At 31.2% G+C, this 13,375-nt stretch carries 8 protein-coding genes; 1 reads left to right on the plus strand and 7 read right to left on the minus strand.

Annotated features, from left to right (window positions below; all coding sequences use genetic code 11):
* Positions 1-132: 132 nt before the first annotated feature.
* Genes HPY79_00575 through HPY79_00595 form a run of 5 tightly spaced genes read right to left on the minus strand, consistent with a single transcriptional unit; the run spans position 133 to position 6,823 of the window.
* Entirely contained in the window at positions 133-837 is a 705-nt protein-coding gene (locus HPY79_00575) for an ABC transporter ATP-binding protein (protein ID NSW44314.1), read from the minus strand.
* Between the two features lie 35 nt (positions 838-872).
* Positions 873-1,658: a class I SAM-dependent methyltransferase gene (locus HPY79_00580; protein NSW44315.1), complete on the minus strand. Its 786-nt coding sequence runs from the start codon at positions 1,656-1,658 to the stop codon at positions 873-875.
* A 37-nt stretch (positions 1,659-1,695) separates the two neighbouring features.
* A complete protein-coding gene (mfd, locus tag HPY79_00585; protein NSW44316.1) occupies positions 1,696-5,019 on the minus strand; it encodes a transcription-repair coupling factor in 3,324 nt (1,107 codons plus the stop codon).
* Positions 5,020-5,027: 8 nt separating this feature from the next.
* Positions 5,028-5,687 (minus strand): isoprenoid biosynthesis glyoxalase ElbB, encoded by a 660-nt coding sequence (gene elbB / locus HPY79_00590; GenBank protein ID NSW44317.1) that lies wholly within the window; start codon positions 5,685-5,687, stop codon positions 5,028-5,030.
* 50 nt (positions 5,688-5,737) lie between these two features.
* Positions 5,738-6,823, minus strand: a complete 1,086-nt coding sequence (locus tag HPY79_00595; protein NSW44318.1) for a SpoIIE family protein phosphatase — start codon at positions 6,821-6,823, stop codon at positions 5,738-5,740.
* Between the two features lie 155 nt (positions 6,824-6,978).
* On the opposite strand from HPY79_00595, the gene HPY79_00600 reads away from it, so the two are divergent.
* Positions 6,979-9,132, plus strand: coding sequence for an aldehyde:ferredoxin oxidoreductase (locus tag HPY79_00600; GenBank protein NSW44319.1), 2,154 nt, complete (start codon positions 6,979-6,981; stop codon positions 9,130-9,132).
* Positions 9,133-9,230: 98 nt separating this feature from the next.
* Here HPY79_00600 and HPY79_00605 read toward each other — a convergent pair whose 3' ends face one another.
* Together HPY79_00605 and HPY79_00610 are read right to left on the minus strand one after the other, a co-directional pair.
* Positions 9,231-11,501: a response regulator gene (locus tag HPY79_00605; protein ID NSW44320.1), complete on the minus strand. Its 2,271-nt coding sequence runs from the start codon at positions 11,499-11,501 to the stop codon at positions 9,231-9,233.
* Positions 11,476-13,338 carry a CocE/NonD family hydrolase gene (locus HPY79_00610; protein NSW44321.1) on the minus strand — a complete coding sequence of 621 codons (1,863 nt, stop codon included), beginning with the start codon at positions 13,336-13,338 and terminating at the stop codon, positions 11,476-11,478. Before HPY79_00610 ends, HPY79_00605 begins: the two co-directional genes overlap by 26 nt.
* Positions 13,339-13,375: the final 37 nt, after the last annotated feature.

Below are 13,375 nucleotides of genomic sequence, written 5' to 3' on the forward strand. Positions count from 1 at the left end.
TTATTTTTTAATTTTTAAATTAAGGTCACATGGAATACGCCATTCGAATAAAGAGCAAGGCTTATTTGTGAGTGATAATTTCATTTTCGGTTGCTGTGAATTTATTCTCATGGCTATTTCATATTTTAAAATTTACGAATATGCGATTAGGTTTTTAGGCTCAGGATTAACAAAATCTTTTTCAATTTTACCGTCTCTCAATCGAACAATACGATGAGCATAATCGGCAATATCTTCTTCGTGTGTAACTATAATAACCGTATTACCCATTTGGTGAATAACATCAAAAAGTCGCATTATTTCAATAGATGTTTTAGTGTCAAGATTGCCAGTAGGTTCATCGGCAAGTATTATGGATGGATTATTTACTAATGCTCTAGCAATAGCTACACGTTGACGTTGTCCCCCACTCAACTCATTTGGTTTGTGCATCATTCTATCGGCTAATCCCACTTTTTCCAAAACTTCTTTTGCCTTTTCGATCCTTTCTTGTTTTTTTACACCTGCATAAACTAATGGTAAAGCAACATTTTCTAGTGCTGAGTATCGAGGCATTAAATTAAAAGTTTGAAAAATGAAACCTATTTCTTTGTTACGAATATTAGCTAATTCATTTTCAGACAAACGACTAACATCTTTTTGGTTTAGTATATAAGTTCCAGCAGTAGGAGTATCTAAACAACCAAGAATATTCATCATGGTAGATTTTCCTGACCCCGAAGGTCCCATAATAGCTACATATTCGTTTTTATAAATTGTTAAATTTACATTTCGCAATGCTTTTACTATCTCAGTTCCAACTTGATAAAACTTAAACAGCTGCTTTAATATGATAATTTCTTGTCTTTCCATATAAATGGCTAAGATACAATTTAAAATCGAATAACGAAATGCTGTTTGACCATAATTTCTTTTCTAAAAAATACCAAACCCATTCTAAAAATATCCATCGTTAAGGTAATACGTGAATCAGCTTTTATTTTTTCCCAAGCTTGAGCCATCTGAGGACTCCAATAAATATCGTCAAAAACAAGAATGGTATTATGATGTGCATATTGTGCCAATATATCAAAATAGCTTAATGTTGCCTCATAAGTATGATTACCATCAATGAAAACAAAATCTAATGTTGGCATTTGTTCTAAACAATATTTTAGCTGCTGTTCAAATGTTCCGGCTATTAAATGAACATTATTAATATTATTAGACCATAAATTTTCACGAGCAATATTCAAAAATGCTTCGGAACCTTCGATTGTATAAACTTGGGCTTTTTTATTGGCTAAAGCTAAATAGGTAGTGCCAAGACCCAAACAAGTTCCCAGTTCTAATATGTTTTGAGCATTAAAATATCGTACTAATCGAAACAACAATTGACCATATTTAGCAGATATGGTCGATTTTTTTGCAATATTTGATATTTTCAATGTTTGTTTTTTATTTGAAGCCTTTGCACCTAATAATGGGGTTTCTATTTTTGTTTTATTTTTTTTTAATTGATAGAAAATATTTTTTGCAATATCGTATTCAGGATATTTTCTTCTATCTCTAAAAACTTGAGTAATAATTTCAAAAACAAATGGCGAATGAATACCATGTCCTTTTTTATGATGCGAACATAAATAATAAATAATTGCTTTTTTAATTTGAAACCACATAAATTCACCACAAATGTAGATATAAATATTATATCATTTATGTTTTTGATATTGTTTGATATATATTTTCGAGTATTGCAAATGCTTTAGTTAAAGTATTTATATTATTAAATTGTAGGTATAAACGTTCATGTTGTTCTTTTAAAGTTATTTGGTTATGTGAGTTTTGTAAATAGTTTAATATATTTCTAAACACATGACTTTCGTAGTATTGAGATTGTTTATTGCTAATAAAATAACAGTTAAGTTTATTCATTTTCATGCTTACCTTTTCAAAGCCTAGCTTTTGTGCAATCCATCGAATTCGTAATACGTCAAAAAGTCCATAAACTTCTTTAGGTATAGGACCAAATCGATCACTTAACAACTGCGAAAAAGTTTCTATACCATTTTCATCTTCAATTTGGTCAATTTCTTTGTATAGGCGAATACGTTCTGCAATGTTTTCAACATAATACTCTGGAATATAAAGTTGTAAGTCGCTCTCAAATGTACAATCATAAATATATTGCTTTGGTTGATAAATATTATCTTGCTTTAATTCTGTTTTACCTTCTTCTTGCATTTCTTCATCGCGTATTTCTTGCACAGCTTCTTGCAATATTTTTTGATATGTATCGAATCCCATTTCGGCAATAAACCCACTTTGTTCGGCACCAAGCAAATTTCCTGAACCTCTAATATCTAAATCTTGAAGTGCAATGTAGAAACCACTACCTAAATCGCTAAATTCTTCGATAGCTCTTAGGCGTTTGCGTGCATCTATGGGCAAAGAATCGAATGGTGGAATTAATATATAACAAAAAGCTTTGCGATTAGTTCTGCCAACTCTTCCTCTTAATTGGTGCAAATCGCTTAATCCAAACATATGTCCATTATTAATAATAATAGTGTTGGCATTGGGAATATCGATCCCATTTTCAACAATAGAAGTAGAAATAAGTATGTCGTAATTTCCTTCTATAAAATCGATCATTATTTTTTCTAATTCAATAGGATTCATTTGACCATGTCCAATGGCAATACTTGCATATGGTACAAGTTCACGAACAATCTTTTCAATTTCATGAATTGTATCTACTCGATTATGAATAAAGAAGACTTGGCCACCACGTCCAAGCTCAAACTCAATAGCTTTTTTAATTATTTCTTTATCGAAGGTATGAAGTTCTGTAATTATAGGTTGCCGATTAGGCGGTGGTGTTTGAATAATAGATAAATCGCGAGCACCCATTAACGAAAACTGAAGTGTTCGTGGAATTGGAGTTGCGGTTAGTGTAAGGGTATCTACATTTGTTTTTATTTGTCGCAATTTTTCTTTTGCGGCTACACCAAATTTCTGTTCTTCGTCAATAATTAATAAACCAAGATCTTTAAACTCCAATTTCTTACTCAAAATTTTATGAGTACCTATCAAAATATCGATTTTACCTTGTTTTAGGTTTTCTAATATTTCTTTTTCTTGTTTTGCTGTTTTTAAACGAGTTAAGTATTCAACTGTGCATGGAAATTTTTGAAGTCGTTCTTTAAACGTAAGATAATGTTGTAATGCTAAAAGTGTTGTAGGAACCAATACGGCTACTTGTTTGTTATCAGCTACTGCTTTAAACGCTGCTCTAATAGCGATTTCGGTTTTTCCAAAACCAACATCTCCACAAATAAGCCTATCCATTGGAATAGGTTTTTCCATATCAGCTTTAACCGCTTTGGTTGCTTTTGCTTGATCGGGTGTGTCTTCATAAAAAAAAGAGGCTTCTAATTCTTCTTGAAGGTACGTATCGGGCGAAAAAGCAAATCCTTTTTGTTTCATTCGTTCGGCATAGAGTTTTATTAAATCGCGAGCAATATCTTTGGCTTTTTGCTTAGCAACCGATTTTATTTTTTGCCAAGCTCCTGAGCCTAATTTACTTAATTTAGGAGCTACACTATCGCGACCACGATATTTTGAGATTTTATGCAAATTATGAATTGAAACATACACCAATGCATTGTCTTTGTAAACTATTTTTATTTGCTCTTGCCACTTACCATTAATCTCAATTTTCTCAAGGCCAGCAAAAATACCTATTCCATGATCGATATGAACGACATAATCACCAGGTTTTAACAAAGCAAACTCATTTATGGTGAGGCTTTCGGAATGAAGAAAACGATCGTGAACTTTATGTCTAAAATATTTATTAAAAAATTGATGTTCAGTATAGCATGCTATTTTTAAGTCGTTATCAATAAAGCCCTGACTTAAAGACTTATTAACAAAAATTACTTTATCTTTTACGCCAAGATTTAATAGTATATCGCTCAAACGTTCTTGCTGATTCTCATGTTCAACTAAAAAATGGATGTTAAAGCCTTCTGATGATTTTTTTACAATATCTTCGTGCAATAATTCAAAATTTTTATTGAATGATGGCTGTGGGAGTGTATTAAAAGAAAAAATTGCTTGATGTTTATGTACCCCATTGCCATATTCAATCCAACAATATTTTTTAAAATATGTACATATTTCTTCAAACGTAAAGGATGGAATGTGTTCTTTTTCTTCATCGAGATGAATAAAACGATCGGTTTTAAATTGATTAATTTGCTGTTCAAACAAAATAGTATCATATGTAACAACAATCGTTTCGGTTGGAAAATAATCTAATATAAACCCATTGATTTGACTCTTGTAATTGCTAATAATATTTGGAGTAATCGAAACTTTTTCCAATTCAGCAATGCTTGTTTGATTTTCGAAATTAAATGTGCGAATGGAGTGTATTTTATCATTTCTAAATTCTATTCGGTACGGATTTTCAGAAGAATATGAAAAAACATCGAGTAATGCCCCTCGACGTGCAAACTGACCAGGTGCAACTACAAAATCGACAAGCTCAAATTGATAACTGTTTAAAACTTCTTCGATAAAATCCATATCTAATTCCTCGTTTAAACAAATAGGCAACGAACTTTTATCAAATAAGTTTTTTTCTAAAACCTTCTCACTTATAGCTTCGGGATATGTTATTAATATAATAGGTACATTATTGTTTATTTTTTCAATGCATTCGTTGCGAAGTATGACTTGCGTATTGTCAAAATGTTGATTTTTCAATTTGCGCTTATACGATGAAGGGAAATACAATATTTGCTGCTCATTGAGTAAAGTTACAAAATCTGTATAAGCATACATAGCTTGCTCTTTATCGGGATAAACCAGTAATATAGATTTATTAAGCTTTTGAAATAAAACTGATATTAGCAAATGAAACGAGGAACCACTTAAATTCTTAAATAATAGAGATACTTCTTTAGAATTAGTTAAAATAGAAATTATCTCCTCCAATTGAGGATGACGATTATATAAACTTAAAAACATGAAATATTCTAAAGAGTTAATTTCATCATTGCTCTAACTGCATTTTCAATTCCATCGTAAATTTCAGCAATAGATGATTCAAGCATATAACAAGGTGTTGTTACAATTTTATTATTAGGGTCTATAGCTATTTCGCCTTTATCTGTGGTTACATGCTTAGAGCCAAATTTTTCGAGTAACTTGGCTACATTAATATCTTTTCCAATCGTTAACGATACATTTCCTAATACCTTCGATATAATAACAGGCGATATACATAAAGCCCCAATTGGCTTGTTTTGTTTTGCGGTATCAATGATAGCCTTTTCCACTTCTGGATTTACATGCATTTGATCGCCATCAAAAGCATAAGTCGATAAATTTTTAGCTGCTCCAAAACCTCCAGGGAAAATAATACCATCAAAGTTGCTCGCTTTATATGCCGATAAAGGGCTTATTTTGCCTCGAGCAATACGCGCAGCTTCTACTAAAACATTTCGTTTTTCGTTTGAAACTTCACCCGTTAAATGATTAACAACATGATATTGATCAATATCGGGAGCAAAAATTTCAAAAGTCCCTCCTAAACGAGAGATTGCTAAAAGTGTTAATGTGGCCTCATGAATTTCTGAACCATCATAAACACCACATCCCGAAAGTACTACTGCAAAATTTTTTATTTTGGGCATATACTCTTTTTTTTATTGCTCGAAAATACGTATTTTTTTATTAAAAAAAACTATACTCGAACACCTATAACTAATACGTCATCAACTTGTTCATTTGTTCCTCGCCATTTTTTAAATTCTTGCGACAGAATCTCTTTTTGTATATTACAATCGAACTGAGATATATCGTGTAGTAATTGTTTTAATTGACGGTATTTATATTTTTTATTTTTATTTCCACCAAATTGGTCGGCAAAGCCATCACTAAACAAATAAAGCATATCGCCGCTAGTAACAGGAACACCATGATTGGTATATTGGTCTACTACCCCATCTATATTCATACCAATAGGAAATTTATTGCCTTTAATTTCGTAAATATTATCTTTATGAGTATAATAAAGCTCATGATATGCACCTGCAAACTCTACAATTTTAAAAAATTTATTTATACAAACTATTGAGATATCCATTCCATCATGAACACCACTTTCATCGTTTACTTGACGTAAAAAATTAGTTACTCCTTCGTCAACAAAACTTAAAATTTCAGAAGGCTTTGTTATATGATTAATTTTAACAGCCTGATTTAATAAATCATAGCCAATAACAGACATCATTGCTCCCGGTACACCATGTCCTGTACAATCGACAGCTGCAATAACAATAGAATCAGCTTCCTGCTCAATAAAATAAAAATCGCCGCTTACAATTGACTTGGGTAAATAAAAAATAAAATATTGATTTAATATTCGATCTATGTAATTCATTGGAGGTAATATTGCTTGCTGAATACGAAAAGCATATTCAATACTATCTTCAAGTTCCTGTTTTTGATACTCAATAATACTCCGTTGTTCGCTTATAGATTCCATTTGTTTAATAATTTCATCTTGTTGATTTTGTAATTGATAGTTCAATTGTTTATAAGCTCTTTCTTTTTCATTAAATTTTTCTTGTAAATCAACTATTTGATTATTTTTTTTGTTTAACGTATTGTAAATCAATAATAAACCAATAATATTTACGATTAGCATCGAAAATAAAAATACTTTTAAATAACTATCAGGTAGCATTTTTGCTAAACTCATCAATAATAAGAGGATAATTAAAACATTGATAATTAAAATAGTATTAACTAATATTTTTTCCTTCATTGTATTTTATTTTTTTGTTTAAAGATACAAAATGAACGGTTATAAAAAAAAACGTTTTTTGTAAGCATAAGAATGAATATAAAAGATATGATTTTTTTCACTTGTTCAGGAAATAAAAGCTTTATATATTTGTCTCATATAAAAAATGAGATTTTATGAATGTACAAGATTTAAAAGCTGCCCACAAAATGCTAAAAGAGTTAAAATACTCTATTACTCCTCTTTACAGAGGTTATACCGATAAAATTTTATACATTAATGTTGGTACTCCCGAAGTAAAAATAAAGGATGTTCCACCCTTAATGAAAGAAAAGTTTATTGGTGGTAAAGGTTATGGTTTAAAACTTTTGTGGGATGCAACCACTCCAACTACTAAATGGAACGATCCCGAAAACGAAATCGTAATAGGTTCAGGTCCAATTGGAGGTATTACACAATATAGTGGAACAGGAAAATCGTTAGTAGTTACTATTTCTCCACAAACAGACATTGTTATAGATAGCAATGTTGGTGGCTTTTTTGGTCCATTTTTAAAATTTTCAGGTTTTGATTCTATTGAATTACAAGGTAAGGCTCAAAAAGATGTTATAATTTATATTGATGGTGTAAATGGTAAAATAGAAATATTTGAAGCTCCATTAGAAGCGCTCGATAGCTATCAATTACCCGAACAACTAACCGAAATGTTTGCCGAAAACGAAGCAGACAAGAAAAATATTGGTATCGTATCGACTGGTCCTGCAGCCGATCATAGCTTAATCGGTATGCTCAACTTTACCTTTTACGACAATAAACGCAAAGCCATTCGCTTAAAACAAGCTGGTCGCGGTGGAATTGGAACTGTTTTCCGTGATAAGAAAATAAAAGCTATCGTTTGTAAAATTCCTGGAGTAAAAGGAAATTTAAATAATGTAGCCGATTTAGAGGCCATTATGGAACGTGGTCGTCGTTTTAATAAAGAAATTCGCGAATTAGACGACAAACAATGCCAAATGCGTTCAAAAGGAACGGCACACTTAGTAGAAATTATGAACGATTACGACCTTTTACCTACCAAAAACTTTAAATACGGTTCACATCCCGATGCTGCCAAAATTCATTCAGAAGTTTGGAAAAGCTATTTTACACAAGGTGTACCCGATGGATGTTGGATTGGATGTAATATGGCTTGCGCTAAAGGTGTAGACAATTTTGAACTAAAAACAGGTCCATTTAAAGGCAAAAAAGTAGTAGTTGATGGTCCTGAATACGAAACCGCAGCTGGATTAGGTTCGAATTGTGCTATTTTCGACCCCGAACACATTATAGAAACAAACTTCTATTGCGATGTATATGGCATTTGCACTATTACATTTGGAACGCTTACCGCTTTCTTAATGGAATGTTATGAATATGGTATCTTAAATAAAGAACGTACCATGGGGCTTGAATTAACATGGGGCAACGGTGCGGCTGTATTAGAAATGCTCCATCAAATGGCAAGAGGCGAAGGATTTGGTAAAATTGCTGGTTTAGGTACCCACAAATTAAAACAAATGTTTATTGAAAAAGGTTGGGGCGATGCATCATTGCTCAACGATATAGCAATGGTAAATAAAGGATTAGAATATAGTCAATACGTATCAAAAGAATCACTAGCTCAACAAGGCGGTTATGCAATGACCAATAAAGGACCTCAACACGACGAAGCTTGGCTCATTTTTATGGATATGGTAAATAACCAAATACCTACTTTCGAAGATAAAGCCGAAGCTTTGCATTACTTTCCCATGTTCCGTACTTGGTTTGGCTTACAAGGTTTATGCAAGTTGCCATGGAATGATGTTGAACCAGCTGATAATCATTTAACAGACGAACCAGCTAAAGTTCCTGAACATGTTGATAATTATGTTACAATTTATAATGCAGTTACAGGTAATCATATAGATAAACACGAATTAATACGTCAATCAGAACGCGTATATAATTTCCAACGTATTTTTAATATTCGCCGTGGATATGGTACACGCCAATTCGATGCTCAACCATACCGTGCAGCTGGACCTGTAACCAAAGAAGAATATGAATCAAGAGCCGATCGTTACGATAATCAATTACGTACTTTAGTTGGTATCAACCCGGAAGGCATGAGCACTGAAGAAAAAATTAAAGCACTTCGTCAATATCGAGAAAACCGTTATGAACAATTACTCGATGCTGTTTACAAACGCCGCGGGTGGAATAAAAATGGCGTTCCTACTATTGAACATTTGAAAAAACTTGGCATGGATTTACCCGAACTTATCGAAGTTATTGCACCATTACAATAAAATAACAACTTAATCAATAAAAAAAGCCGGGATGACCGGCTTTTTTTATATATTGAATTTTCAATTTGTTAACCACATTAAATATAAACTCAAAACAGTTATATTAAATTTTGTAATGCATCTTCTAACTGTTTTTTTGAGTATGGTTTTGGTAATAATACATCGAATCCTAAATTATGGCTTTTATTGATGTTTATCAAATAAGGATTGGCACTTGTTGCAATAATCTTGATTTTTTTATTTTTTATATGTGAAATAAGCTGAGATAAATTGGTAATTTCAAAATTTAGATCGAGTAAAACAATATTGATTTGAGGTTCTTTTTCGAGTAGTTCTATAATATCTCCACTTTTTTTTGCAACAAAATACGGTACTTTATTTAATTTCAACAATCGTGACAAAAACTCTAAGATATTAGGATCTTTTTCAACAATTAAAAAAGTAAAATTATTCCAATTAATTTTAACTGAAGCTTCTTTTTGATTTTCTTCTTTAAGCCAATATTTTTTATAGCTTAATGTAAAATAGAATACTGTACCTTTGTTTAACTCCGATTCTACCCATATATCACCCCCAAGCAGTTCAATAATGCGCTTCGAAATAGATAACCCAAGTCCTGCCCCACCATATTTTGATTTTTGTCCTTCTTTCCCTTGTCCAAATCGTTCAAAAATAATTTGAATATCTTCTTTTGACATTCCTAAACCACTATCTATTACATAAAATTGCAATAAATTATTTTTTAGCTCATAACCAAATTTGATAAAACCATTTTTAGTAAATTTAAGCGAATTGGTAAGTAAGTTTAATAATACTTGATTAAGTCTTATTTCATCAGTTATAATGATTGAATCGCTATCGCTCAACGGGCAATGTTTTTCTACTTTAATGTCTAATTTTCTATGTTTAATTTCTTCGTTAATCCATACTTCTAAACGATTTAAGAGCTGATTTAGATAACAAGGACCTTCAGTAATTTTGAGTTGTCCAGCTTCGATTTTTGAAAAATCGATTAAATCGTTTATTAAAGAAAGTAAAGTTTTGCTATTTGAAGCTATTACCTCAATATATTCATTTCGAAGTTTTTCGTCTTTATAATCTTCTCTAAGTAAATCGGCAAATCCAATGATTGCATTTAATGGTGTTCTTATTTCATGACTAATATTAGCAATAAAATTCGATTTACGCAATGAAATTTCTTCAGCTATTTTTTTGGCTTCTTCAAGTTCTTTAAAGAAATTTAGTTCTGAAGTAACATCTTGAATTATAAAAATATATTGAGGTTTTTGTGTAGTTTGAAGAATCGTTCCCCATATTTTACATGGTACAGTACCTTTTTTTGTATTTAAGGTAATAGAATATCCATTAATGGTCATGTTCTTATTTAATTCTTCAGCAATCTTTTCAAAATCGCTAACACTATTGAAAAATGGTAATGTAAAAATAATATGATCGTTTAACTCAAATTTTTTAATTTCTAAAAAATTTTGACAAGCTTTATTGGAATCGATTACCTTACCACTACTTGATAAAATAATCATTGGCAAAGGTGAATGATCAAATATCGCTTTGAATTTTTCATCTACCTGTTTTAATAATTGCAATGAGTGCTTTTTTAAATCTTCTTCGTGCGATACTTTAAGTTCTTTTTTGTTTAGTTCAGTTTTAAACTTTAATGTTAGTTGTTTATTATATTTATATAAAACATGAAATAGGGGTAAAATAATTATTGTAAAGAATAAAGCTTTAAATAGTGTAAATAAAAACTTTTTCCATAATAGAGCATCAATATAACTAATATCTACATCGGCGCAAGCTAAATATTTTCTGCCTGTTAAAGATATTTTTGGAATAACTACTGTTCTAAATGTTCCCCATCGATCAGTATATTCAATAAACTGAATGGTATTATTTTCAAAAGCTTTAAAAAAAGCCTGATGGGCTTCTGTATATTCTTGCCAATAATATGATAAATTTTGTCCAGTTTGCATTTCTTGGTTAGTAGCAGAAGATGAAGTAAAATAAAGCCTACCATTCTGCTCTACCATAGTATATATGTATTTTATTCCATAATTATTTGCATGAAGAGTTAGTTGTTGTAATATTTCATTAAATTCTATATCGCCTATACTACCTCTATTAATAGCTCTATCATGATAATTCATGGGTAATAAATAATCAATACTTTGAGCTGCTCTAACAAGTTTATTGTTAACTTCACTATTGATATTTCCTTTTTCTAAGTAGTATGTAACGATCAAAAAACTTGTGATCCCAACAATATAAATAGTAATGGCAATAAATAAATATTGCTTTATACTTATATTTTGAAGCCCAAAAATTCTATTTTTTAACCAATTTTTCAACATTTGAAGCTCCATTTTTTAAATAAATAGAAATGAAATACACTCCACTAGTATATAAAGTTATGTCAATAGGTAATTCATTAGGCAATTTATAGCTTTTTCCTAATAAATCAGTTAATATAATATTTTGAATTTGATCGGCTTCTATTTGATAAGAAAAATTTAAAAATCCATTTGTAGGGTTTGGGTAAATTAGTCCACTGTTTATCTGTTTTTGAACATATGAATTATAATTTAATATTGGCAATGACAAAAATGAACTTTGATATTGATTAAAATATACTTTATTAGTTGCTATTAAAGTGTCGCCTGGCACATACATGGTTAATCCATTATTTAAATTATTATCGTACTTAGGATAATTAGATGACGATATATCTAGTCTAATTTTATGTCCCTGTAAAAATGTGTATGCAACATATGGAAGTTGAATCGTTATGTCATATATGGTATTGGGTTGCATAGAGGCAGTATCATTGATTGTATAACCATTTCTAAAACGCATACGTTGAATCCCATCTGATATAAGCATAGACCTCCCATCGGGATATACATCGCAAAAACGAATAGCAAAATCGGTATCTTTTCTATTACTACTTACATATAATCGAATTACAGGATGGCCAAATATACTAATATCTTGTGTTAATGTTTCAGTACTAAAAACAACAATGTCGTTTCTTAATTCAACTGCTTGCGACTGATCATAAGGTCCTTGTAATAAATCTTGTCTTAAAGTACATCCACCATGGGTTGGCGAAGGATCGGCTGGATTATAGGTAAAACTCTCATAAGTATCAACTGATATCGGTTGATTTATGGTGAGTAATCTATTTTCGTTTAAATAAAATTTTTGTTCATTTGCCATTATTGAGTCAACTGAAAAGCTTTCTAACCATTGATTTGTTCCTATTTGATAATATCTAAAAACAGGTTCATTTTCCCAACCGTTGTTAATATTACGTAGGTAATAATCGAAAAAACGTAATGCGAGTGAATCGCTCCACTGACAAGCATTGTTAAACACTAACTCACCTTGCTGACAAGATCCCACATATGAGCTACCATGTCCACCATGTACCCAGGGTCCCATAAGCATTTTGTGTTTTGAAGCTACTGGCGATTGTTGACGTATAGCCTTAAAAAATGAAATCATACCATCAATGTTATGGTCGTACCATCCTCCTATCATAAAAAAGGGTACTTTAATAGCTTGAGGATAATTCGTGGTCGATTCTACATATTGCCATTGAAAATTATAATAAGGATTGGCAAGTAACCAGGGCGAAAGTCCATAACCTAATTGATCGAGTTGCTGCACATATTCGGTTCGATATACTCCCCCAGGAAAATACTCTTGATATGTTATTTGTGGAAAAGCAACAATAGGAACACAACATGTTAAATGTGGTGGATTTTCTTTGGCTGTTTGATATTGAATTTTGCCCAATGCCGATGGTCCCCATGTGCCTATTTTACCATTGCTCCATGGCTGTTGTGCTATCCATTCTACTACATCATAACCATCTAATCCTCTATTGTAATTGGCTACATATGCCGATGCACTTCCATAAAATCCTCTCCAATCGACAATTACAAAATTATAATGATTCTGATATAGCGAAGTACCAACCAAGGGTAAGCTCCAACGATATAATATTCGATTATAGGGCGTTTGTATAAGAATAGTTGGCAAAGGTTGAGTAGTATCGGCTAAATAAATATCGGCAGCTAATTTTTTCCCATCACGCATAGGAATAGAATCAATAATTGGAAAATAAACCTGTGCTGCTAATTGAGTTGAAATACAGATAAATATAATTAATATCCATTTAGTCATCTAATTACTTTATTTTATGTAAAGATAATGCTCTTTT

Source organism: Bacteroidales bacterium, assembly GCA_013314715.1.
Classification (GTDB): Bacteria; Bacteroidota; Bacteroidia; order Bacteroidales; family GWA2-32-17; genus Ch61.

Excerpts from the sequence above, each read along its gene's own strand:
- HPY79_00580 (NSW44315.1), bottom strand. The coding sequence starts at position 1,658 with ATGTGGTTTCAAATTAAAAAAGCAATTATTTATTATTTATGTTCGCAT.
- mfd (NSW44316.1), bottom strand. The coding sequence starts at position 5,019 with ATGTTTTTAAGTTTATATAATCGTCATCCTCAATTGGAGGAGATAATT.
- elbB (NSW44317.1), bottom strand. The coding sequence starts at position 5,687 with ATGCCCAAAATAAAAAATTTTGCAGTAGTACTTTCGGGATGTGGTGTT.
- HPY79_00595 (NSW44318.1), bottom strand. The coding sequence starts at position 6,823 with ATGAAGGAAAAAATATTAGTTAATACTATTTTAATTATCAATGTTTTA.
- HPY79_00600 (NSW44319.1), top strand. The coding sequence starts at position 6,979 with ATGAATGTACAAGATTTAAAAGCTGCCCACAAAATGCTAAAAGAGTTA.
- HPY79_00605 (NSW44320.1), bottom strand. The coding sequence starts at position 11,501 with ATGTTGAAAAATTGGTTAAAAAATAGAATTTTTGGGCTTCAAAATATA.
- HPY79_00610 (NSW44321.1), bottom strand. The coding sequence starts at position 13,338 with ATGACTAAATGGATATTAATTATATTTATCTGTATTTCAACTCAATTA.